This window comes from Pelagibius sp. (assembly GCF_965249265.1).
Taxonomy (GTDB): Bacteria; Pseudomonadota; Alphaproteobacteria; order Kiloniellales; family Kiloniellaceae; genus Pelagibius.
Window position 1 is genome coordinate 4,413,019 of the sequence record NZ_OZ252224.1, and the last position, 23,047, is coordinate 4,436,065.

Here is a 23,047-nt window from a genome sequence, read left to right on the forward strand (position 1 = left end):
CATGCGCGCCATCCAGTTCGACCAGCACGGTCCGATCGAAAATCTCTATCTGGCCGATATCCCGGTCCCGGCGATCAGCCCGACCGAGTGCCTGGTCAAGGTCAAAGCCGTGACTCTCAACGGCTTCGACCCCATGGTGATGCGCGGCATTCTGGGCTTGCGCACACCGTTGCCAATGATCCCGGGCGCCGACATTGCCGGCGAGATCGTCGAGATGGGCAAGGATGTGGATTCCGCTCAGTTCAGCGTGGGGCAGCGGGTCGGCGTCGATCCAAGCAGCGACAGGGGCATGATGGGGGAGACCGCCCTAGGGGGCCTGTGCGAGTTCGTTGCGGTCGAAGCAAGCCATCTGGTTGCCGCACCCGATGCGGTCGACGATCATGCCGTTGCTTGCCTACCGACAGCCTATGCGACGGCGCATCGGATGCTTTTCACCCGCGGTCAGATCGAACGCGGCGAAAAGATCCTGATCCTTGGCGCGAGCGGTGGCGTCGGAACCTGCTGCATCCAGCTTGCAAAGATGGCCGGCTGCGAGGTGATCGCGGTGACCTCGAGCGCCGACAAGGGCGAAAGGCTGCTCGCCATCGGCGCGGACCATGTCATTGACATCTCCACCACCGACTATGTCGCCTACATCGTCGAAAACTACGGCAAGCCGCGAACCCGCGGCACGTCAGGCGGTGTGGATGTCTGCGTCAACTATTCCGGCGGCGAAGACTGGGCAAAGTGTTTCCGGACCGTGCGCCGCGGCGGCCGGATCCTGACTTGCGGGGCGACCGGCGGTTACGATCCGAAGACCGATATCCGTTACATCTGGTCGTTCGAACACACCATCGTGGGCTCCAATGGATGGGGCCGTGATGACCACGAGAAGATGTTCGAATTGATGGCGAATGGCCGCATCGCGCCGGTGATCGACCGGGTGGTCCCGATGTCCGGCATCCAACAGGCGATGCACGACCTGCAGGACCGCAAGGTGATCGGCAAGGTTGTTCTGGAAGTTGGCGAAGAACAGGGGGAATCGGGTTGATTTCGAAAAACCTGGGTAAGTGTTTTGACGCCGCGCGCTGGGGAGAAAAGACCGCGCTGATCGAACCGGGCGACTTTTCGGCACCGGCACGGCACACCAGCTATGTCGCGCTCGACCGGGAATGTGATGCGATTGCGCGCGGGCTACTCGGGCGCGGCTATAAACCGGGTAACCGTATCGGGCTTCTGGGGCAAAACAGCCGCGAATTCCTATCCGCCTATTTCGGGATTATGCGGGCGGGCATGGTGGCGGTCCCCTTTTCCTACAAGCTGCCGCAGCCGACCATCGACCACATCGTCGCGGATGCGGAGCTCAAGGCGATCTTCCACGACGACGAAAACGCCGGTAAATGTCCCGACACCGTCGCAAGCATCGCGCTGGAAGGCTCTGAATTTCAGGAGCTTCTCGATTTCGGCCCGTTCACCACTCATGAACCAGCGCCGCGCGAAGTCGGCATGATGCTCTACACATCTGGCTCGACCGGCATGCCCAAGGGGGTTCTGCTCAGTCACGATTCCCAGCGATGGTCGCTGGAGCGCGGCGCCCGGCTGTTCGGAGACAGGGAGAGCAATGCCTACATTGTCGCCGCTCCGATGTTTCACATGAACGCCACCATTTCGACCAAGGGCGCGATGGTAGCCGGCGCAACGACGGTGCTGCTGCCAACCTTCGATGCGACGGCCTATGCCCGGTCGATCGACGCGTTCGGCGTCACCTCGCTCACCTCGGTCCCGACCATGCTGGCCCTGGTCGCCAAGCAGGCCGACGCGCTGGACAGTCTGGATTTTTCATCCGTCATCGAGGTGACTATGGGATCAGCTCCGCTGACTCAGGCCCTGATCGACAAGGTTCAGGCCATGTTTCCGGGCGCAACCATCTCCAACAGCTACGGCACGACCGAGGGCGGCCCATCGCCCTTTGGGCCGCATCCCGACGGCGTGAGCCGTCCGGCGCTGGCGCTCGGATATCCGGCCGAGGGTCTGGAGGTCGAATTGCGCGAGGGCGACAGCCCGGACGAGGGCGTGTTCCATATCCGCGGTCCGATGTCGATGGAAGGCTACAACAACCTGCCGGAGAAGACCGCCGCCGTCATGCAGGACGGCTGGTATCGGTCCGGCGACATCATGCGCCGCGACGAACACGGTTTCTTCTACTTTGTTGGCCGTGCCGACGACATGTTCAACGTCGGCGGCGAGAATGTCTGGCCCGGAGAAGTGGAAAAACTGATCGAGACCATGGACGGAGTACACCAGGCTTGCGTCGTGCCGGCGCCGCACGAAACCAAGACGCTTGCACCCTTCGCCTTCGTCGTGCCGCAGTCGGGTGCGGAATTGACGGAGGAGGCGGTGAAACAGTTCACGCTTGCCCACGGACCGGCCTTTGCACATCCTCGCCATGTACGATTTGTCGACAAGATCCCCCTGGCTGGCACCAACAAACCCGACCGCAACCTCCTAACCGAAAGAGCGCGCAAGGAACTGGCGCGGTAACCATTGAGCGGCCGCCTTGAGCGCCAACGTCTATTCGGAATTCATCACCTCACGCAAAGAATGTGCAAACTAATTGCCTTGCTAAGAGCCCGCGGATTCAATCCGAGAAAAAGCGTACACGAGGAACCGCACAGATCACATTAAATGAGCGGGTTTTTGAAACCTGTTTGATCGCTCGTAAATGACGGTTCCAACATTGCCGACAATCATCAGCACACGCTGGCACGAAGCAAGGAACATATGTTTTCAGCGCGATGTTTCACATCACAACCTAGTTTAACGGCGCGTCGAGCGCCGTTTATCGTCTTCCAGGTTCCCCCGCCCCAGCAGGTGATCCTCCCCTACTGAAGAGGTCCTCCGCTATATTTAGGAAAACGGAGGATAGAAATAGCGAACAAGCGACCGAAGCCGGAAGAGATTGTCACGAAGTTACGGCAGGTTGAGGTGCTGACGGGGCAAGGCATGCCCCGTCTGGATGCGATTCGACAGCTCAGTGTGACTGAACAGACGTATTACCGCTGGAAGAAGAAGTACGGTGGAATGGGCACCGATCAACTGAAGGAACTTAAACGACTTCAAAAAGAAAACGAGCGTCTGCAAAAAGCCATTTCCGACTTGACGCTGAACAAGTTGATCTTGGCGGAAGCAGCGAAGGGAAACTTCTAAGCCCCGCTCGTCGCCGTGCTTGCATTGATCGTGTTCGTAACGAGCTGAATGTCTCAGAGCGCCGCGCCCGTCGGGTTCTGAGGCAACACCGATCCACGCAACCCAAGGTGCCTGTTGGGCGTCCTGATGAAGATCGCCTGGTGGCCGATATGATTGAGCTGGCCCGGCAATACGGCAGATACGGGTATCGTCGGATCGCGGCCCTGCTGAGAGATGCGGGGTGGCAGGTAAACGACAATCGGGTCGAAAGGCTTTGGCGGCAAGAAGGGGCTGAAAGTACCAATGAAACAACCAAGGAAAGGACGGCTTTGGCTGAACGACGGATCTTGCGTCAGGCTACGTCCAGAACGACAGAACCATGTTTGGAGCTATGACTTTGTGCATTGCCGCACCGACGATGGAAAGACGTTCCGCAGGCTGAACACAATCGACGAATACAGCCGGGAATGTCTGGCGATCCACGTCGACAGAAAGCTGAATTCAGGCAGTGTCATTGATGCTTTGAGCAACCTGTTCATCCTGCGTGGCGTGCCGTCATTCATTCGGTCTGACAACGGCCCTGAGTTCGTTGCCCAGGCAGTTCAGGACTGGACCAAAGCGGTCGGAGCCAAGACTGCTTACATCGAGCCAGGATCGCCTTGGGAGAACGGGTATTGCGAAAGCTTCAATGCCAGGTTTAGGGACGAGCTCTTGAACGGAGAAACATTCTACGGCCTGCGCGAGGCACAAATCCTGATCAAAGAATGGAGAAAGCACTACAACACCAAGCGACCACAAAGTGCTCTAGGCTACCGCCCGCCAACCCCAGAAACCATCGTGCCGATGGACCAAAGGACAATCATGCACTAACAATCAAATTGGACCACTCGGGTGGGGCTGATCAACTGGACAAACATCAATCCATCAGTGCACGGATTTTGTACGAGCACTCCCCTAACCCACTCGCTTCATTGAAAAACCCGCCCAATCCATCATGGGACGGATGGGAAATCCCGAAGCCTCAATATATCTCGCATCACCCATCACATGTGCCGCGTCGGCACTGAAGGGTCATATCACCAATCCGAGGAAGTTTGCATCGTGAGCCGCCTGGCAATAGAAGGCCGGGCCCGCGTGCTCGGCGATGACATCAACACCGACTACATCATTTCATCGCGCCGCAAGCGCGACAGTCTCGATCCGCAGATCCTGCGTCAGTATCTTCTGGAATCCCTCGATCCGGATTTCGCAGCGACTGTCAAACCCAACGATGTTCTGGTCGCCGGCGAGAATTTCGGCTGCGGATCGGCCATGGAAGTGGCAGCTACGGTGGTGGTCGGAGCCGGCATCAAGGCGGTGCTGGCGAAAAGCTTCTCCCGCACCTACTACCGCAACGCCATCAACAACGGCCTGTTGCCCGTCATTTGTGATACCTCGGCGATCAACGAAGGGGACCGGCTCTCAATTACGCTCGGAGACGGCTTCCATATACGCAATGAGACTACCCAGACCGATTTGACCGCCGAACCCCTCTCCCCTGTCGTCAACGCAATCGTCATGTCCGGAGGACTTGTCGACTGCTTTCAAACTTTAGGCGGCTTTCCCGACCCCGCGCAGATCTAGATTCACGGAGCAAGTCAATGACCAACAAAAATAAACCTTACCGCTTGCGGCTGCCTGGCCCAACCGCTGTCCCCGAACGTATTCGCATGGCACTCGCAAAACCGGTTGTCGCCCATCGCGGTCCGGAGTTTGCCGAAGTCATGGCCGAAACCGGACAACTGATTAAGCCGTTACTCGGAACAGACAACGATGTGATGGCGTTCACGAGCTCCGGTACGGGCATGATGGAGGCGGCTATCGCCAACGTCATGGCTCCCGGCGACAAGGCGCTGGTCCTCGTCAATGGCCACTTCGGCGAGCGCTTTGTCCAGATCATCGAGGCACTGAACCTGAAGGCAGACACTTTGGTCGCACCGTGGGGAGAGGCCGTCGGCGCGGACGAACTCGCGATGAAGCTACGGGATGACGATTATCGCGCCGTGATCGCGGTTCACAATGAAAGTTCTACGGGTGCGGTTGCAGATCTGGAGAAGATCGGCTCGGTCGTGCGCAACAGCGACGCGCTCTTGGTGGTCGACTCCGTTTCCGGCGCCGGCGGCCTGGAATTGCAACAGGATGCCTGGGGTGTCGATGTCGTGGTAACGGCCTCTCAGAAGGCGTTGATGTGTCCTCCGGGATTGGGGCTTGCCAGCGTCAGCGAAAAGGCCTGGAGCATTATTGAGAAAGGCGCCGGGCAGGCGCGATATTGTTGGGATTTCCGCCGTGCCCGCGAAGCGGCCGCAAAAGGACAGACGGCTTTCACCTCTCCCATGCCTCTGATTTACGGTCTGCGTGAATCCCTGCGCATGATACATGCCGAAGGCTGGACGAATACCTTGGAGCGTCACCGCAAGCTGTCGTCGGCACTACGGGCGGGCGTTGGGGCGCTTGGATTGCCCACCTTCACGAAGTGCCCAATGCTATCGAGCACTGTCTGTGTATTCGAAGTTCCCGACGGGCTGGATGGATCGGCCATCGTCCGGCACCTCTATGAAACCCGCGGAACCGTGATCGCCGGTTCTCGCTCCAAACTAAAGGGCAAGGTCATTCGGGTTGGCACCATGGGCTGTATCACGGACGAGGATATCCGCCTGGATCTTGAACAACTCGAAGGCGCGCTCTCTGACCTCGGCTGGGCGGTTGAAGCAGCCTAAGCGCACAATCTAGGAGGATAACCAAACTGATGCCTGATCCCAAACAAAACGACTGGTCCGCCCAGGTCTTCGACAAGCTCGCCGAAGCGGACATCTCGATACTGAGTTACGTCCCCGACGCGGGAAATGCACGACTTGTCGAGCTTGCGGAAAAACACAATGACATGCGGCCTGTCCTTCTGACGACCGAGGAGGAAGGTGTCGCCATTTGCGCAGGAGCCGACCTTGTCGGCAAACGGGCGGTCCTTTGCATGCAATCCTCAGGCGTCGGCAATTGCCCAAACTTCCTTTCGTTTGTCAAAGGCGGACGCTTTCCTGTTCTCATGATCGTCTCGATGCGCGGCGACTATGGCGAGCAGAACCCCTGGCAGTATGCCATGGGCGAGGCAGCTGAACCGATTCTGGAGGCAATGGGCGTGCTGATCTTCCGGGTCGACACTCCGGACGATCTCGCGCCTGCGACCGACGCCGCGCTGTCCGCAACCTTCAAAGGCGGGCACGCATCGGCCCTCGTCCTGTCGCAGAGATTTTTAGGTGCCAAGCAGTTTAAGTGATGAAGGAAAAGTCCAAGATGACAAAACCGACGCTCGATCGACGGAAGGTTCTTCCGCAGCTCTTCCCCACCACCGACGGCTATCTTTTCATTAGCGGACTGGCCGGTCCGGCTCGTGATGCCGCCGCGCTTACTGGAGACAGCGACAAGCTTTTCACGATGGCCGGAACCATGGGTGCCGCCGTATCCATGGGGCTGGGCGTCGCTCTATCAGCTCCGGAATCCCGGGTTGCCGTTATCACCGGCGACGGCGAGTTGCTGATGAACGTCGGCTCGCTTGCGACGGTCGCCAGCCTCCAACCAGAGAACCTGTCGATTGTCGTCATTGACAATGGCTGCCACGGCGAAACTGGAGGTCAGCCCGGGCATACTGCACGCAGAACCGACCTGGCAAAAATGGCGGAAGCTGCTGGCATCGCCTCGGCCAAGACGATCGCAAGTCCCGATGAGCTCGCCGATGGCGCAAGGTTTCTTCAGGAGAGCGCCGGAGCGCGCATCCTCGTTGCGCGCGTCTTGCATGGTCCACCTTCGGACTTCGGCCGCAACCTCGATCCAACCGCCTGCCGACTTCGTTTCAGGAATTCTTATCTTGCTTAAACTTGTCGCAGACGCAGTTCTATGAGCGCACGGACGCATCGTTGGCACTCAACCAATCATCCGCTTCATGTCATTGGCTTGCGTCGGAGTGCCCCACCCAGAACGCCGCATTTGTATAGAGCCGGTTTTCAGTGAGTCCTATTGAGCGCTTCATTTCTTCAGCATGACGCAATAGCTCCAGGCCGAGTCCGGTCCGTTGAGTTCCGGAGCAATCAGCAGTGTTTTCGACCAAAAAGTGAGGTTCAGTTGGAATCGCTTCTCTCAGAGCGATCGGTTGTTCGCCTTTTTCATAAATGTCTGAGTTACATAACTTTTGCGCGCCCCTATCATGGGCGCAGTAGTGAAACGCCTATCCACCGGGGCGTATTTCCGGAGTTTTCGTCCATAGCCGCAGTGCATACGCGTGACCCTGCGGCCATGCCAAAGCTGCTTGCGTTCCAGGTGTGCACACAAAAAGGTACGAAACCTTTGCGGCTATCCTTTGCTCTTTTGGTGTTCACGGCGATCGAAGAAATACATCCTGGCGAATAAGTTTGCCAAATGCATCACGTTCATCTCCGAGCCTGATTTTCACCGAATAGCAGACATCCTCACTCGTCCGGCTTGACATCCGCTATGCGCCAGAGGCGAACATCAATGGTGCTTGCTGATTTGACTAGTCGAACATGTCCGGGTTCGTTTTCACGATGTTCGCATAGACAGGCTGGAAATGAAGCCATCCGATGTACTCACTCCCGGTATGCTTCACGGTATGTTGCGCGCGCTCAGGCGTCACATAAGTTGGCCTTTTGCCGGTTGCTTCAACCAATAGCTGAACGCGACATGCGGCTTCTAGTGCGATAAATGCCCAAGCGGCATCATCAACACTATGGCGACTCGCGGTTATGAGTCCGTGATTTTGGTGTAGGATTGCACGGTTGTCGGCAAAGGCTTCGACAACACCTGCGCCTTGTCCGGCTTCCACTGAAACGGCTCCACCCTCATCATTCACGACAGCATGAGTTCCATAAAAACGGCACGCATCCTGCGTGATCGGATCGAGAGGACGACCCATTGCACACCAAGCGACACCATGTGGTGTGTGGGCATGGCACATAGCCACAATATCAGGATTTCCCCGGTGAACTGCCGCGTGAAGAACGAACCCCGCCCGGTTGATTGCGTAATCACCTTCGACGACTTTCCCTTCATGGTTGGCTAGGACAAGACTGGACATGGTGACTTGCGCGAAGTGTACGGCCATCGGGTTGGTCCAATAGAGGTCGGAGTTTTCCGGATCACGGACGGAGATGTGGCCGGCCGAGCCGTAGCTGAAACCCTGTTCTGCAAATGCCCTGCATGCAGCAACCAGTCTCTCTTTGCGGTGCTGGCGTTCCTCATCAACCATTTCGAATGACGGAATTTGGGGAAACTTCAAACCTTGCTGCTCAGGCTGATAGATCGATTCCCGAACCGGTGTTACGGACCTCGATTGGTTCTCAGACTTCAACATCACTTATTCTCCGATGGTCTGTGATTTGAACTTCGGATTCCGAGCTCTCTGCGTATTGTTCACTTGTCACAAGCGCCGGTGTCGAAAGGATCGCTCACTTGACATCAACGATGTATCCAATAAACTAGACGAATGTCAATTATAAAAGACGACTTGTCTGATCGTATAGCTAAGAAAATTCAGTTTGAGAGAGCGGAACGCGGATGGAGTCTCGCTGATGTTGCGAGTAGATCCGGTGTGTCCAAAGCAATGATCAGCAAGGTTGAGCGATGTGAAACGAGCCCTACTGCAGTCGTACTCTCAAAATTGGCAGGTGCCTTTGGATTGACCCTCTCGGCCTTTTTGGTCGAGGACGATGATCCGGCAAGCCGCGTATCACGAGCAGAACTACAATCTACATGGGTCGATCCGGCCTCAGGTTATACCAGGACGATGCTCTCTCCGACGCTGGGTGGTGCAATAGAACTCGTGAAGATCACACTACCGGCGAAAGCCCGCATCGCCTTTCCGGCGCAGGCCTATGCGCCAGTTTATCAACTCGTATGGGTAATATCGGGATGTCTGCGCGTGCAGGAAGGAGAAGTCGAGCACACTCTTGAAGCCGGCGACTGTTTGGAACTGGGACCGGCAGCGGACTGTGTCTTCGAAAACCCAACAGGAAATACTATCGACTATTTGACAATGGTAACCAAAAGACGATGACAACGCTCAATTACAGCCTCGTGGCCGCTTAGCAGAGAGTCAGTCTGTCGCTCCGGGGGCAACGACGCGCCCAGCTTGGATCTCTGAAGCATGTCCTCCATCCCGCACAATGTTTGTCAATGTCCGCCCCGGGGTCATTAGCAGAAGTCCGGCTGTACTGCCCAGAGTGTACCCTCGCCGCGCGCAAGCGGACCCATTGCGTAAAGACTGTGTCTGCTTCGATTCCAACTAAAGCGTCATATTGCTTTCCGTTTGATGCGCTTGGATCAGCACAGATCCCCGTTGGTCCCTGAGCGCACGCGAAACAGACAGGAACAAGTCCGAAACCTGTGTGGCCATCGGCTGGCCTGCGGGCAGTTGCTGATGTCAATGAGAGTGATGCTTGCTGGAAGACTGTCCGATGCGCATGACATTCACAACGGGATGCCCCAACACGCGGGAATGCATAGTTCGTCCTTCACCAAAGCATCTCACCACTCACAAGTTCTAGAGTGGCTGAGCAAACCACCTCTGCCTCGTTCGTGAAGCACTGAACCACACGAAAAGGTCAACATTCATGCAATACAAATTGGTCATGGGGAACCGGGTCTATTCCGGTTGGTCGCTCAGGGCGTGGCTGGTGCTCAGGCAAACCCGGCACGAGTTCCAACACGAGGTTGTGCCACTCTACACGGAAGAGTTTGACCTGTTTCGGAAAGAATGCTTTCCGGCACGACAACTCCCGGCGTTGATCGCAACCGAAGGTGATACCCGAAGGATCATTTGGGACAGCCTTTCGATCACTGAGTTTCTCAGCGAACGTCACCCCGATGCCGGGCTTTGGCCCGAGGACGCTTCAATGAGAGCAGCGGCTCGCAGTCTTTGCGCTGAGATGCATTCAGGGTTCAAGGCGCTCCGCGCAAAAATGCCTGTCAATCTGAAACGGCACTACAAGTCGTTCTCGCCCGATGATGAAACGCTTGCCGACATTCGACGCATTTGTGATTTGTGGAAGTGGGCATGGGCCGAGTCTGACGGAGAAGGCGCATACCTTTTCGGAGAGCGCTTTACGGCGGCAGACGCCTTCTTTGCGCCGGTTGTGTCGCGTTTCCGAACCTATTCGATCGATTTGGACGACCTCTCCAACGCCTACTGCGATCTGCTTCTCCGACATCCCGCAACTGCTGAGTTCATTGAGGCTGCCCAATCGGAGACTTGGGTGATGGAGCATAACGAGTTCAACTCGGAATAGACGAAAGCCGTCTGGGCTTCCGCCGAAGCTCACTATCGTTTCCGAATTGATCGATATGGATCAGCGCGGACCCTTATCGATCCCTGCGTGCACACATATTGGACACGCGGCGCCGTAACTATCTGAATTATGTGTTTTTTGCGTCCACTCCATCATGGGGCAATTGAGAAAGTATGGTCTACTTCGGTCAAGGTTGTGCCAACGTCATACAACTTTTTGATCCAATGAGACCCAGGGGTGCTCAGCAGGGTATGGTGCTGCGACGAGGCACACAGCAACCATCAGGCATTATTACGAAAAGATAGGCGCAGCGCGCGCAAAAGCTTCCCAGCGTCATTGTTTTAGGCCGATCCAAGCAACCCGTACTTTTCATGCTTCTCGGAAGTCAGACAATGGCTGGGGATCCGGAGCCTCGCTTTTGACAAACTGCAACCTGAAACAACCGGTCGCCCGTGCGAGGCCGGTCTTCCGATGGAGAAGACCTCGCCGATAACCGCCGACAATGATTGAAAGACCTAGCGACGCGATACCCCTCAAATCCGGAAGATCCACACAAAGGTCAATCGGAACCTTAACCGACTATCGGGGCCCACCTCCTCTTCGAGTTACTCCACAGCCTCCGGCTCCATGAGGGGAATTCATCACCCATCGCTGACGTCACCCTGTGTATGGCTCCAGAAAGTATGTTTTCAGGCTTTTCTTGAATACAGCTGGCGATCGCCAAATTTCTCATTATTTGCTCAAGGCCGAATCGCACTGCTGACGACAGCGCCGGAACGAAGCACGGAAATCCCGGATTGGGAGTAACGGTTATCTCGTCACAGCCATCCTGCCCTCCCCATTTACGTTCGTTACCGCTCGGACACGCCTAAGCGGTCAACCTGAAATAGAGCATCGGCAGGCGCTCGGGCAGGCTCTCGAGTCGGTCGATCTGCACGACGTTGCGTCGCCCGAAGATTCGCGTCAGATAGCTGTCACCACCGGAATCGAGGCCGACGCAGAACACATCGATTCCGTCATGCGCAAGGTCATGGATGACGTGGCGGGCGTCCTCCACCAGGTATCGGCGATCAGAAACATCGATGTCAGAAGGTTCGCCGTCGGTGATCACCAGCAACAGCTTGCGATGTGTCTGCTGGCGCTTCAAGTCCGCGGCCGCGTGCCGCATGGCTGCACCGATACGCGTGGAAAAGCCGCTGCTGAGACCCGCCAAACATGACTTCGATCTGGCATTGTAGGGCGCGCCGAAGTCCTTGATCCGGTAATAGCGAACCTCCTCGCGCCGGTTGGAACTGAATGCGGCGATAGCGAAGGGATCGCCTATGCTGAACAGGGCGTGAGCCAGCAACGCAGTTGCCTGACGCTCGAGTTCCAGCACCGTGTTGTCGGATCCGACCACCTTGTCCTTCGTGGATTCGGAGACATCAAGTAGTACGTGTACTGAAAGGTCACGGTGGCGGCGTTCGGCGTGGCTATAAACGTGAGGGTCGGGGTTCTCGCCCATACGGCGGCTAATCACCGCCTCTATGCAGGCGTTCAGGTCCAGGTATTCGCCTTCTTGCTGCCGATTGATCCGTTGCGGGCGGCTGACGCGCGCCGAATCAATCAACACCTTGATGCGATTGACCACGTAGGCATGGCGCTCAAGGATGTCGTCAATGATATGGGCATACCCGGCTGGCGACGCAAATTCGACAATAGTCGTCCAGTCGGGTCGGCTGCTAGCGGTGACGTAATCGTATTCTGGATAGCGCGCGACGGGGATGCCGTCCTGCTTGAGGAATTCCATGTTGACCTGATTGGCCCCTTCGTCCTCAATCTTTTCATGCTCCTCGCGCTCCTGATCGGGCGGCGTGTCGTCGTCATCCTGCTCTTCGATACGGATCGAATCGAACAGCTGCTCGGCTTCTAAGACCTCGGGCGTTTCTTCGTCACCGAAGTCCCAGAGCCCGAGATTGTCATCGCGGTAAGGTGGTTCGACCACATAGGTTCGGGCATTGAACTGAACGCGCATTTGACCGAGGTCATTGCCGATCAGGCCACCGATCTCACGGCTGATCGCGGGGCATTCCCATTCACCGCAGCGGTCGTAGAACATGGTGTGCGCGCGCCGTATCCAGCCATCCTCGTCATCGAAATCGGAATCGAGCAAGGCGCGTGAGAGGCGCGCCATCAGGCTTGGCGCGGTCTTTGAGCCCGTGGCCTGGGCGACATGGAACGGCAGCCACAAGCGGCGCAATCCGGGGAATTCCCGTATTGCCAGCAATTCCACCCGGGCATCCTCGATCAATGAGACCAGCGCGACCTGCACCGGCTTCAGCTTGCCGATGGGGAACCGATCGCCCGAAAACATCATATGGGCTCCGACATGCGCGAGCGCCGCTCGGTAGAGGTCGGCGGCTTGTTCGCCGCGGTAGCCGGGAAACGACGGCGGTATGCGGATCAGGCCCTGGCTGAAACTGGCCCGGCGGCGCGCCTGCTCGGGCGCGTGTGCGGGCGGCTCGCGCAAGGGTATGTGAATGCCCCATAGCGCTGTCAGATAGGCCTTCAGTTCGCGGTCCAGATCGGAATAGACGACCGAGCCGGACTCGTGATCGAGCCATCGCGAGGCCTCGACGTCTTCAAACGTAAAGAAGCTTAGTCGCCGTTCGTGGTCGATCCCGGTCGCACGCACACCGGCCAAAAGCCAGGCCTCCAGCCGAGAGACGTTAAGGCGCGAAAGCAGGATATCCATTTTCAGCAACACGGCCTCGACGGATTCCGGCGCCAAACCGGCGAACCGCTCTATCAACCCCATCCATGAGCGAAAACGCGCCTCTTTGCCCTCCAGGCGCTCGGCCGCCTTGATGGCGGCAGCAGGCAGGCATTCCGCGGCGCGCCGTCCAGCCTTGATGGCCACCGAAGAGACGACATCAGCCAGGGCGATGGCGCAGTCCGTACCGACCCGCCGAGCCAGCGGCGGCGAGTAGCGCTCGTAGGCACCCGTCACGCTGGCGCCGTAACCTGCCTGATCCAGCTTACGGCAGGTACGCAGCCAGCGACCCATTTCAGAGTCATCGACGAAGACTTGTTTTGCCTGCGAGCCACGTTCTGTATCGTCTGTGCCGCTGTCGTCGACGATGGCTTTCAGGAAGTTCCCCTTTTTCGATGAGTTCATGACTTGAACCGTCTCATGGAACGGTCCTTCAGGCACATGCGGAAATTGCCGAACCCAGCGCGCTGCGAATATCAGGGTCATCGGTGATCGGCAGAACCAATGCCACGTCACAGGCCTCGCCCAGAGGTACACCACGATTGATCAACTGGCCCACATGAATGAGCATGCGCGTTGACGCGCCCTCTTCGAGGCCATGCCCGCGCAGATTGCGTGAACGCTCAGCGATCTTGATCAACTTGTCTGCGACTGCTTGCTCCACGCCCGATTCATGACAGATGATCTCTGCCTCAAGTTTGGCTGAAGGGTAGTTAAAGTCGATGGCGCCGAAGCGCTGCTTGGTCGATTCCTTCAAGTCCTTGAGTACGCTCTGGTAGCCGGGGTTATATGAAATGACAAGCTGGAAATCTGGATGAGCGCGCACCACCTCGTTCTTCTTTTCCAGCGGCAGAATGCGCCGATCGTCTGTCAGCGAATGGATGACGACGGTGGTGTCCTGGCGGGCTTCGACAATTTCGTCGAGATAGCAGATCGCGCCGTGCCGTACGGCAAGCGTCAAGGGTCCATCTTGCCAGACGGTCCCATTGGCATCCAGCAGGTAGCGCCCCACAAGGTCGGACGCGGTCATATCCTCATGACACGATACCGTGACTAACGGTTTTCCCAGACAATAGGCTATGTGCTCGACAAAGCGCGTCTTGCCGCAACCGGTCGGCCCCTTCAGCATGATCGGCATGCGGTCAGCGTAGGCGGCCTCGAAATGTACGATCTCCTTCCCTGTGCTCTGATAATAGGGTTTTTCAGTAATCAGGTAGTCTTTTAACGGCATCGCACGGACCAACTCCGGACACTGTTTTGCAGGTGGCTTTTGAGTCGTTGGGAAGCGGCGTGCGTGAACCCCGCCTCCCAGTCAGCTATTGTCTCTAGCGGTGAGAACCGGTTTTCTGGTTGGGGATACCTTCCATCGGACATTCATCGGTACCCACGGTCTCACGGGTGATCGACTCTACAACTTCGCGGGTGCCGTCGGGATCGGTGATCCATTTTTTGTAGAAATCGAACGGGCATTCGGCGACACCGCGGTCGCCATCATCGGAATTAATCATGCCGGTGTAACCACGGTGCAGCAGCTTGAAGAGGTGGTTCTGGGACTGACCGTTTTTGCGTGCATCGCGGATAGCGGAAACGGAGAGTTGGGCGTACTGAATACCCATTTCCTCCTCGGCGCAGGCACCCAACGTGCGACCATCGAAGCCGATGATTGAGGAATAACCAAAGTAGGAATACACACCATCAAAACCGGTGGCGTTCGCAACCGCGACATAGGAATTGTTAGCCCAAGCCATCGCCTTGGCCATGGTGACCTGCTGTTCCTTGGCCGGGTACATGTAACCCTGGCAGCGGACTATCAGTTCAGCGCCCTTCATGGCGCAATCGCGCCAGATTTCAGGATAGTTGCCATCATCGCAGATGATCAGGCTAACTTTCAGGCCCTTGGGGCCCTCGTTCACATAGGTGCAGTTGCCTGGATACCAGCCCTCGATAGGAACCCACGGCATGATCTTGCGATACTTCTGTACGATCTCGCCTTTGTCGTTCATCAGAATTAGCGTGTTGTAGGGCGCTTTGTTGGGATGCTCTTCATGGCGCTCGCCGGTCAGCGAAAATACGCCCCATACCTTGGCCTTGCGGCATGCCTCAGCGAATATCTCCGTCTCCGCACCCGGGCACTCCGAAGCGGTTTCGTACATCTCCTTTTCATCGTACATAATGCCGTGGGTGCTGTACTCCGGGAAGATCACGAGATCCATGCCGGGCAGACCCACTTTCATGCCTTCTAGCATCTCCGCGATCTTGCGGCAGTTGTCCAAGACCTCGGCCTTAGTGTGCAGGCGCGGCATCTTGTAGTTGACGACGGCGACACCGACTGTGTCGTTGCTGCTGCTTATATCTCCGTGATACATGGGTGGTATCTCCTTCTCTACTGCAGGATAGATGTCTTCCGAACTACGTCCTCGTTCTGTCAAACAGCCATGTGGCGGTGAACCAAATCATCTGACAACTCATCGATTGAGCCGTTCGACGCAACGCTGCCTCGGTCGAGGAGAACAAACTTCTGAGAAGCCCGCCGCGCAAACTCGACGTTCTGCTCGACCAGCACTACGGTGATCCCGTGCTCGCGGTTGAGCTTCACCAAAACTTCCTCGATCTGCTCGACGATGTTGGGCTGAATGCCTTCGGTTGGCTCGTCCAGAAGAATGACTTTAGGGTCACTGAGCAGCGCTCGCGCGATGGCCAGTTGCTGCTGTTGGCCACCTGACAGGTTGCCACCGCGTCTTCCCAAAAAATCCTTCAGGATGGGGAACAGTTCGAACACCCATTCGTTGACGGTGCCACTGTTTGACTGGCTGGCGAAGGTGCCCATCATTAGGTTTTCACGCACTGTGAACTTGGGCAGGATGCCCCGCCCCTGCGGCACATAGCCGATCCCGGCCAATGCACGCTGGTCCGTCCGCTTATCGTTGATTTCCTTCCCGTCCAACTCGATGCTGCCTGTGACCTTGTCCATCAGGCCCAGGATGGCGCGCATGAGCGTCGTCTTGCCCCCGCCATTGCGTCCAAGCACGCTCATGAACTCGCCCGATTCCACGTACATGTCGACGTTCTGCAAAGCTGGGCTGTTGCCGTAATAGGCAGTAACGTTTTCTAGCTCAAGCACCAGCGATGCCTCCCGAACCCAGATAGGCTTCTCTGACTTTGGGATGCTGTTCGATTTCGCTTACGCTTCCCTCCGCCAGAAGTTTTCCTTGGTGCATTACGGAAATGACCTCGGCGATTTCCTTGATGAAACCCATGTCGTGTTCCACCACAACCAAGGTATGACTACCTCTGAGCTTGTTGAACAGGTTGGCGGTCTTTTGTGTTTCCACCCTGGTCATGCCTGCGGTCGGTTCATCCATCAAGATGATTTCTGGGTCTTGCGCAAGCAGCAGAGAAATTTCCAACCATTGAGTCTGACCATGGGATAGGTGGCTTGCCTGGGTGTCCAACTGATCCTCGAGTCCCACAAGTTCCGCCAGCTTCTCCAGTCCGTCATTTTCGGCGTTGCGACCAAAGCGAATGACATTCGACCAAACACCGGTGTGTTTGCAGTGCGCCACATCCAGGTTCTGACGAACGGTAAGTTCGCGGAAAACACTTGGGACCTGGAACTTCCGACCTACACCGTTTCGGGCTATTTCATGCTCTTCCAGGTTGTTGAGGATCTTGCCGTCGAGGCTCACCTCACCCGACGTCGGCCTGACCTTGCCGCAAACCAGGTCCAGCGCGGTGGTCTTTCCTGCACCATTTGGACCGATCAAGCAGCGTAGTTCACCCTTGGCGACCGAAAGGTTCAAGTCGCTCAGCGCTTGAAAGCCGTTGAAGTCCATGAAGACATCGCGCATCACAAGGTGCGCCGGGTACGTGCCGCTCATTTCACCCCTTCCTTCGCGTCGACGGGCCCGGCGATGTGGTCGAGAATTCTTTCGGCAGCCCCGGCCAATCCTTTGGGCAAAAACAGCACCACCATCACGAATATGAAGCCCATGATCAGAGTCCAAGTCTCAAGGAAGGTTTCGGATTCCGACAAGGCACCCTGCGTGCCCGTCACGATGATCGCCCCCAATGTGGCGCCCAGCAGACTTCCCCGACCGCCGACCGCAACCCAGATGACCACGCTCAAGCTCAACGGCACGCCAAGAAAGGTTGGCGAGGCGAACTCCATTACTACGGTGTAGAGCATGCCCGCGACACCGGCGATGGCGGCCGACAAGGAAAAGGCGAAGATCTTGAAGTTGGCCACGTCATAGCCGAAGTAACGCACGCGGTCTTCGTGGTCACGGATGCCCTGAAAAATCAGGCCCGCCTTGGATTTTGTCACCGCCAGTGCAAAAAACAGGCACACCGACAGTGTGATGCCGATCAAGTAGAAGGATGAACTTCCGTAAGCGTCGAACTCGAACCCAAAAAGTTCGAGCTGCGCCAAGTCCGTAATTCCGTTGAAACCGCCGGTATATCGCTGCTGATCGATAATCAGCAGGTTCACCACCACCAGCCAAGCCAATGTGATGATGGCGACATACACACCCGAGACCCGTCCCTTGAAGATGAACCACCCCAGGAGCGCCGCCAAGATAACCGGAATGCCGATTCCCGCAGTGATGGCGAAAGTGAGCGAATGGAAGGGCTCCCAAAACCAGGGCAGATCGGTAACGTTGTTCCACACCATGAAATCTGGAAGGCCGGCCTTGCCGGTATGCACTGGAATAGTGCGTAGCTTCAGCGCCATGGCCATGCAGTAGGACCCTAGCCCGAAGCTGACCGCCTGGCCCAGATTAAGGATTCCAGTGTAGCCCCAGGAAAGACTGAGCGATAACGCCAGGATCCCTAGCACCAGATAGCGCGAGTATTTGTTGAGGAGGAACGCATCTTCCACGAAGGTTGGAACTAACAATACGGCGAGACACACCATTGCGTATGTGCCGATCTGTATGGCCGTTCTTCTTGACACAGTAGTTATCCTTACGCCGATGATCTCATGCCTTCCGCACCGCCGGTCAGCCGCGCACTTTGGTGGCGAACAGTCCTTGCGGGCGGTAACGGATCAGAACCACGATGGCCAGAAACACCAGCGCCTTGGCAATGGTGTCGTTGCTATAGAAAGCCAGAAAGCCCGTGAGTTGCCCCAGAATCGCTGAACTGGCAATGGTTCCCACTAAGCTTTCGACGCCGCCAAGCACTACCACCATGAAGGCATCCACCACATAGGAAGTGCCCATCTCTGGCGATACGCTCTTCAAGGGTGACACCAGGGCGCCGGCGAGGCCTGCCAGGCCAGCGCCGTAAGCAAACGTCATGCTGTAAACCCGGTCGCTGTTGATACCGAAGGAACTGGCCATCTCCCGATTCTGGGTGATAGCGCGCAACTTCATCCCGATGCTGGTGCGGTACATCAGATACCAGGTGAAGGCGAACAGCGCGGCGGTGAAAACAAGTACGAAAATACGGAATGCGGAAATCTCCACACCCAACAGAGATATGCTGGCGCTCAGAGTCTCGGGCATCTGTACATAACGCAGCTCCCCACCTGCCATCAGACGAATGGCCTGCTGCGCCATGATACCGATGCCCCAAGTAGCCAGAATGGTATCTAGCGGCCTGTCGTAAAGATGCCGTATGACCACGCGTTCGATGACCCAACCGAAAAGGCCAACGAAAATGAAGATAAGTATTAGGCTTTCGATCAATCCGACACCTGCATAAGTCTGTAGGGCCCAAGCGCTGTAGGCACCCAGCATCACAAACTCACCATGCGCCATGTTGATGACGCCAGTAGTGCCGTAAATGATCGCTAGGCCAAGCGCGACAAGCAGCAGAATCGACGCGATGCTCAGCCCGGTCGCAATCTGAGAAAAGAAAATGTCCATACGTCGAACAACCTTGATACGGGCAGCGCGTGGTGGAAGGGGAGAGCCTTCCACTACACGCCAACGCCAAACCGGACAGTGACCGGTTAAGTTTCCTTGAGGCCCTGCTCTGTGCAGACCTGGTTCTCGTAGGCTTTGTAAGGAACCGGCTTCAGCCAACCCGGAGACTGTTTGATGATTTCGAACTGACCGTCGGATTTGCACTGGCCGATCTTTGGCCACAGGTAAGTGTGCAGCGTGGCTGCGTCCAGTCGGACCTTGCCCTGCGGGGCTGTCAGTTCCACTCCCTTTACCGCTTCGCGGATGTTAGCCGGGTTGATGTCGCTAGGCGCCAGTTTGGACACCGCTTGCTGGAACATCTTAACCTGGAAGTAGCAGGGCTCGGACACGAAGTGCGTCACCTTATCCGCGCCCCAACGCTTCTGATAGGCCTCAACGAACTTCTGGTTTTCAGGGCTGCCCCAGACCATGAAGTAGGGAGCTGACGTGAAGTGTCCGGCCGCCGCATCACCGCCCATGGCCGCCACTTCGTTTTCCGATGTGGTCAGGCTGGCCATTGGCATCTTGGCCGGGTCCAGACCCGCCGCACGATACTGACGGTGCAGCGCCACCACGGAATCGCCGACGACGGTCGAGAAGATGACGTCGGGCTTTTCGCTGCGAAACTTGTTTACCACCGAAGAAAACTCGGAATGGCCCAAGGGCACATATTCTTCGTTCACTACTTCCGCGCCGAGTTCCTCCAGAAGCTTCTTGCAGTAGTTGTTTTCTTCCTTCGGGTAAATGTAGTTCGAACCGATCAGATACCAACGTTTCCCGAAGTTCTTGACCAACCAAGGCACGAACTCATCCTGCTGCTGGTTCGGCACAGCGCCTGTGTAGATCACGTTCTTGGAACACTCGCGACCTTCATAGAGCGTCGGGTACCAGTAAAGGTTTTTGCGCTTCTCAAACACCGGCAGCACTGCCTTGCGGCTAGCAGACGTGTAGGAGCCGAAGACGCTGACGCACTTGTCACTGAGCACCAACTTGCGCGCCTTCTGGGCGAAAGTGGCTGGATCGGAAGCTGGATCCTCCACAACGGCTTCAATTTGCATGCCGTTGATGCCACCTTGGTCATTAATTTCCTCAATGGCCATGATCGTGGCTTTGTTGAGGGATTCCTCAATGATGCCGGTGGTGCCGGTCAGCGAGAACAGCACACCGACTTTGATCTTTCCGCCCGCGGCATATGCCAACGAGGCGTCCTTGACCCAAGTATGCGGAAAGCCGGTGGCTGCAACTGCACCGGCTGCGGCCCCGCCCTTCAGTAGTTTGCGCCGAGTAATTTTCATCTTTCATTCCTCCCAAAAACAAAAAAGCCCCGCCGTCCACCGCTTGTGCGGCCAACAGAGGGGCTACTTCGCCATTCCATTTTTCACGGCTTCTTCGCCGCGTTTCAGGGCCTCGACGCTCCAATTCGCGCCAAAAAAACCCCACCTCACGTCCTAAACGGACGTTGAGCATGGGGCTCCATCGCCATCAATTTTATGGGCAGCGCCGTTGCTGCCGCAGAATCAACGTCGAAACGTCTCTTCCGGTGAAATCGAAACTATCCCAGCAATTCATGCGAGTCAACGACCGCGGTGGCAACCGCTCCAATCGTCGTACGCTTCTCCATGGCCAAGCGGCGGAGATGATGATAGGCCTCGTCTTCGCTCAGACTCTTGCTGTGCATAAGAATTGTCTTCGCACGCTCTACGCTGCGCATGGTTCGCAGATTTTCGTCGAGTTTTTCGACGCGTCCGCGAAGCCGGCGCTCATACATGAAATGTTCGCGTGCGATAATCAGGTTGCACTGCACGGCTTGGATTGTCGCGGGCAGCATCAACACTGCGTGCGGGGCGCAGGAATGAAGCAACTTGAAATCAATGGGTAGATTTCCATGAACGAGAATCACAAGCGCTGCGCCAGGTTCTCCCGGTATCCAGGGCAAGCGTCTGGGAAGGTCGTCGATCAAATCACAGAAAACCACGTCATTCTCGACGGGTATTTGCTCGGGCACCGGCCAAATATGATTGACGCGTGAGCGCAGACTCTGCAATCCCCGAATCAGCCGTTCACCTTCTTCATCACGCTTGGTGACAACGGCAACATCCAGATCCGATAGCCCCCCGTAGGTCCCGCTGTCTGCAGTGGACTTTTTCCGGATCTGTCCGCCCCCCGCGCGCTGGCGCGTAGGAGTTTCAGATTGATCTGGCGTATTCATTGCTTACCCGTACACCAGGGATCGTCCGTATCCGATCAAATACGGATCTGCGTCAACTCTAGAGCTTGATTCGCGGATAACCTCGAACTTGCCCTGACGGTTGGCCTTCCCGATACGCGTCCAGAGATCAGTATGCGCGCACGACAGGTTGATAGATATTTTGCCTTGAGGTGCATCGTATTCAGAGCCAAGCACCACGGGACGTAAGGTCTCGGTTTCCAAAGTGTCCACCTGTTCCAGCGCCCTGGCAAAGACATGAACCTGGAAATAGCTGGCTTCCACGCACATGTTAGTGTGCTGATCCTGGCCGTAGCGTTTCTTGTACAGTTCAACGAAAGAGGAGTTGCGCGCGCCGCTGATGCCTTCGAAATAGGGCGCCGCGGTAAAATGCCCTTCCCCCACATCCGGCCCCATTGCCCCGATCTCGGCTTCGGTTGTGGTCAGGCTTGCGATCGGCATCACTTTGGAATTAAAGCCAGAATCTGCGTATGCCTGGTACAGATAGGTCGTGGAATCTCCGACGACAGTGGAAAAGACAACGTCGGGTGAAACGCGCCCAATTTCGCGCATCACGGGGAGGAAATCTCGGTCCTTGGCCCGCAAGCTGAGGTATTGCTCACCGACAACCTCACCACCATTGTTACGGACAAGTTCGCGCATGATGCGGTTCGACGCCCGAGGGTAAACGTAGTCCGAGCCGACGAAGAAAAACCGCGTTCCGTATGATTCCATTAGGAACCGGCACAACTCTACACTGTTCTGATTCGGTGCCGCGCCGGTGTAAATGACATTGGGCGAGAATTCGAACCCTTCATACAGGGTTGGGTACCACAACAGGCCATTAAGCCGTTCGATGACAGGAAGAACCGCCTTGCGACTGCTCGATGTATAGCAGCCAAACATGGTTGTGACCCCATCTTCGACCATCAGCTTCTTGGCGTATCGACCGAACGCAGAGGACTCAGATCCCGGATCGTAGACGATGGGCTCAATAGGCCGGCCATTGATACCCCCGGCACTGTTGATCTCGTCGATCGCTGTGAGTGTTCCCCGCAACTGAGTGTCTTCGATCACCTTCATAAATCCGGTTCTCGAAAACAAGACGCCGACACGCCACGGCTCGCCAGTACTTCGCGCTCGCGGCATCAAGTGTTCCTCCCAGAAAGTCGATGGCTTACGGTGCCCCACTTCTATATTGGAGGAAGCGCATCAGCGCAGACGCCATGATTTTTGACTTCATATCCATATCGGTGTCTAAGCCAAACCTCCACGCTCCCTCGAAACAAGGATAATCGCTCAAGGATTAGAGTCAAATACGTGTTCAAGAAAAAGCACAGTACCGCTTTTGCCCGAGTGATAGAAACCTGGAAGTGACAAAATTTCAGATTGGCCTACGCCTACTGACCGTATTGTATCGCAGCAGTTGCAGGTCAAATGTTTCTGTCACCTTTCTGTTCTAAGGGCGGCCATTTCTGTTGGCGGCCATTTGACGATATTCGGGGTATGGAAGACGGATCTCGGCGATCTCACTGATGTCCACCGCTCCAGATCACGTGGGTCTGATCAAGTCACTTATGCGACACCGGACAGTGATGTAGTCTACCTTTCAATGCTTTCTCGCCTGAACTGCGTAGCGTTCGACCTTGCCTAGACCCAAAGGACAATTAATCCCGTTCCACCT

The 23,047-nt window shown here is 56.5% G+C and carries 19 protein-coding genes and 1 pseudogene; 9 read left to right on the top strand and 11 right to left on the bottom strand.

All coding sequences use genetic code 11. The features are described 5' to 3' along the window. Position 1: 1 nt before the first annotated feature. The 7 genes and pseudogenes from ACP146_RS20635 (at position 2) to ACP146_RS20665 (ending at position 7,071) form a co-directional block, all read left to right on the top strand. The gene (locus tag ACP146_RS20635; RefSeq protein ID WP_422368642.1) at positions 2–1,030 is read left to right on the top strand and encodes a quinone oxidoreductase family protein; all 1,029 of its coding nucleotides are present in this window, start codon (positions 2–4) and stop codon (positions 1,028–1,030) included. Further along, positions 1,027–2,520 (top strand): class I adenylate-forming enzyme family protein, encoded by a 1,494-nt coding sequence (locus ACP146_RS20640; protein ID WP_422368643.1) that lies wholly within the window; start codon positions 1,027–1,029, stop codon positions 2,518–2,520. Before ACP146_RS20635 ends, ACP146_RS20640 begins: the two co-directional genes overlap by 4 nt. A gap of 387 nt (positions 2,521–2,907) precedes the next feature. Continuing rightward, positions 2,908–4,035 (top strand): annotated as a pseudogene (locus ACP146_RS20645) (IS3 family transposase). A gap of 231 nt (positions 4,036–4,266) precedes the next feature. After that, a complete protein-coding gene (locus ACP146_RS20650; RefSeq protein ID WP_422368644.1) occupies positions 4,267–4,788 on the top strand; it encodes a 3-isopropylmalate dehydratase in 522 nt (173 codons plus the stop codon). A 17-nt stretch (positions 4,789–4,805) separates the two neighbouring features. Continuing rightward, positions 4,806–5,921, top strand: coding sequence for a pyridoxal-phosphate-dependent aminotransferase family protein (locus ACP146_RS20655; protein WP_422368645.1), 1,116 nt, complete (start codon positions 4,806–4,808; stop codon positions 5,919–5,921). 29 nt (positions 5,922–5,950) lie between these two features. After that, positions 5,951–6,475: a phosphonopyruvate decarboxylase gene (locus ACP146_RS20660; protein ID WP_422368646.1), complete on the top strand. Its 525-nt coding sequence runs from the start codon at positions 5,951–5,953 to the stop codon at positions 6,473–6,475. Beyond that, positions 6,475–7,071 carry a thiamine pyrophosphate-dependent enzyme gene (locus tag ACP146_RS20665; RefSeq protein ID WP_422368647.1) on the top strand — a complete coding sequence of 199 codons (597 nt, stop codon included), beginning with the start codon at positions 6,475–6,477 and terminating at the stop codon, positions 7,069–7,071. The genes ACP146_RS20660 and ACP146_RS20665 overlap by 1 nt, the downstream gene beginning before the upstream one ends. 655 nt (positions 7,072–7,726) lie before the next feature. Here the strand turns inward: ACP146_RS20665 and ACP146_RS20670 are convergent. Further along, positions 7,727–8,563, bottom strand: a complete 837-nt coding sequence (locus tag ACP146_RS20670) for a class II aldolase/adducin family protein (protein ID WP_422368648.1) — start codon at positions 8,561–8,563, stop codon at positions 7,727–7,729. A gap of 132 nt (positions 8,564–8,695) precedes the next feature. On the opposite strand from ACP146_RS20670, the gene ACP146_RS20675 reads away from it, so the two are divergent. Beyond that, entirely contained in the window at positions 8,696–9,265 is a 570-nt protein-coding gene (locus tag ACP146_RS20675) for a helix-turn-helix domain-containing protein (RefSeq protein WP_422368649.1), read from the top strand. Between the two features lie 556 nt (positions 9,266–9,821). Next, a complete protein-coding gene (locus tag ACP146_RS20680) occupies positions 9,822–10,496 on the top strand; it encodes a glutathione S-transferase (protein WP_422368650.1) in 675 nt (224 codons plus the stop codon). Between the two features lie 868 nt (positions 10,497–11,364). Here ACP146_RS20680 and ACP146_RS20685 read toward each other — a convergent pair. The 10 genes from ACP146_RS20685 to ACP146_RS20730 form a co-directional block, all read right to left on the bottom strand. Continuing rightward, the gene (locus tag ACP146_RS20685; RefSeq protein WP_422368651.1) at positions 11,365–13,653 is read right to left on the bottom strand and encodes a nitric oxide reductase activation protein NorD; all 2,289 of its coding nucleotides are present in this window, start codon (positions 13,651–13,653) and stop codon (positions 11,365–11,367) included. A gap of 28 nt (positions 13,654–13,681) precedes the next feature. Further along, positions 13,682–14,479, bottom strand: coding sequence for a CbbQ/NirQ/NorQ/GpvN family protein (locus tag ACP146_RS20690; RefSeq protein ID WP_422368652.1), 798 nt, complete (start codon positions 14,477–14,479; stop codon positions 13,682–13,684). 94 nt (positions 14,480–14,573) lie between these two features. Next, positions 14,574–15,614 carry an aliphatic amidase gene (locus ACP146_RS20695; protein ID WP_422368653.1) on the bottom strand — a complete coding sequence of 347 codons (1,041 nt, stop codon included), beginning with the start codon at positions 15,612–15,614 and terminating at the stop codon, positions 14,574–14,576. A gap of 59 nt (positions 15,615–15,673) precedes the next feature. Continuing rightward, positions 15,674–16,369 (bottom strand): urea ABC transporter ATP-binding subunit UrtE, encoded by a 696-nt coding sequence (gene urtE / locus ACP146_RS20700; protein WP_422368654.1) that lies wholly within the window; start codon positions 16,367–16,369, stop codon positions 15,674–15,676. Next, entirely contained in the window at positions 16,362–17,126 is a 765-nt protein-coding gene (urtD, locus tag ACP146_RS20705; RefSeq protein ID WP_422368655.1) for an urea ABC transporter ATP-binding protein UrtD, read from the bottom strand. Before urtD ends, urtE begins: the two co-directional genes overlap by 8 nt. Beyond that, on the bottom strand, positions 17,123–18,202 hold the full coding sequence (urtC, locus tag ACP146_RS20710; RefSeq protein ID WP_422368656.1) for an urea ABC transporter permease subunit UrtC: 1,080 nt from the start codon (positions 18,200–18,202) through the stop codon (positions 17,123–17,125). Before urtC ends, urtD begins: the two co-directional genes overlap by 4 nt. Before the next feature lie 46 nt (positions 18,203–18,248). After that, positions 18,249–19,118 (bottom strand): urea ABC transporter permease subunit UrtB, encoded by an 870-nt coding sequence (urtB, locus tag ACP146_RS20715; RefSeq protein ID WP_422368657.1) that lies wholly within the window; start codon positions 19,116–19,118, stop codon positions 18,249–18,251. An 86-nt stretch (positions 19,119–19,204) separates the two neighbouring features. After that, positions 19,205–20,452 carry a transporter substrate-binding domain-containing protein gene (locus ACP146_RS20720; protein WP_422368658.1) on the bottom strand — a complete coding sequence of 416 codons (1,248 nt, stop codon included), beginning with the start codon at positions 20,450–20,452 and terminating at the stop codon, positions 19,205–19,207. Positions 20,453–20,709: 257 nt separating this feature from the next. Beyond that, positions 20,710–21,366 (bottom strand): ANTAR domain-containing response regulator, encoded by a 657-nt coding sequence (locus ACP146_RS20725; RefSeq protein ID WP_422368659.1) that lies wholly within the window; start codon positions 21,364–21,366, stop codon positions 20,710–20,712. Between the two features lie 3 nt (positions 21,367–21,369). Next, the gene (locus ACP146_RS20730; protein ID WP_422368660.1) at positions 21,370–22,512 is read right to left on the bottom strand and encodes a transporter substrate-binding domain-containing protein; all 1,143 of its coding nucleotides are present in this window, start codon (positions 22,510–22,512) and stop codon (positions 21,370–21,372) included. Positions 22,513–23,047 lie beyond the last annotated feature (535 nt).

What these genes read in the sequence shown, in the direction of transcription:
- ACP146_RS20695 (WP_422368653.1), bottom strand. Translation starts at nt 15,614, where the DNA reads ATGTATCACGGAGATATAAGCAGCAGCAACGACACAGTCGGTGTCGCC.
- ACP146_RS20690 (WP_422368652.1), bottom strand. Translation starts at nt 14,479, where the DNA reads ATGCCGTTAAAAGACTACCTGATTACTGAAAAACCCTATTATCAGAGC.
- urtD (WP_422368655.1), bottom strand. Translation starts at nt 17,126, where the DNA reads ATGAGCGGCACGTACCCGGCGCACCTTGTGATGCGCGATGTCTTCATG.
- ACP146_RS20725 (WP_422368659.1), bottom strand. Translation starts at nt 21,366, where the DNA reads ATGAATACGCCAGATCAATCTGAAACTCCTACGCGCCAGCGCGCGGGG.
- ACP146_RS20655 (WP_422368645.1), top strand. Translation starts at nt 4,806, where the DNA reads ATGACCAACAAAAATAAACCTTACCGCTTGCGGCTGCCTGGCCCAACC.
- ACP146_RS20730 (WP_422368660.1), bottom strand. Translation starts at nt 22,512, where the DNA reads ATGCCGCGAGCGCGAAGTACTGGCGAGCCGTGGCGTGTCGGCGTCTTG.
- urtB (WP_422368657.1), bottom strand. Translation starts at nt 19,118, where the DNA reads ATGGACATTTTCTTTTCTCAGATTGCGACCGGGCTGAGCATCGCGTCG.
- ACP146_RS20635 (WP_422368642.1), top strand. Translation starts at nt 2, where the DNA reads ATGCGCGCCATCCAGTTCGACCAGCACGGTCCGATCGAAAATCTCTAT.
- ACP146_RS20675 (WP_422368649.1), top strand. Translation starts at nt 8,696, where the DNA reads ATGTCAATTATAAAAGACGACTTGTCTGATCGTATAGCTAAGAAAATT.
- ACP146_RS20720 (WP_422368658.1), bottom strand. Translation starts at nt 20,452, where the DNA reads ATGAAAATTACTCGGCGCAAACTACTGAAGGGCGGGGCCGCAGCCGGT.
- ACP146_RS20665 (WP_422368647.1), top strand. Translation starts at nt 6,475, where the DNA reads ATGAAGGAAAAGTCCAAGATGACAAAACCGACGCTCGATCGACGGAAG.
- ACP146_RS20680 (WP_422368650.1), top strand. Translation starts at nt 9,822, where the DNA reads ATGCAATACAAATTGGTCATGGGGAACCGGGTCTATTCCGGTTGGTCG.
- ACP146_RS20660 (WP_422368646.1), top strand. Translation starts at nt 5,951, where the DNA reads ATGCCTGATCCCAAACAAAACGACTGGTCCGCCCAGGTCTTCGACAAG.
- ACP146_RS20670 (WP_422368648.1), bottom strand. Translation starts at nt 8,563, where the DNA reads ATGTTGAAGTCTGAGAACCAATCGAGGTCCGTAACACCGGTTCGGGAA.
- ACP146_RS20685 (WP_422368651.1), bottom strand. Translation starts at nt 13,653, where the DNA reads ATGAACTCATCGAAAAAGGGGAACTTCCTGAAAGCCATCGTCGACGAC.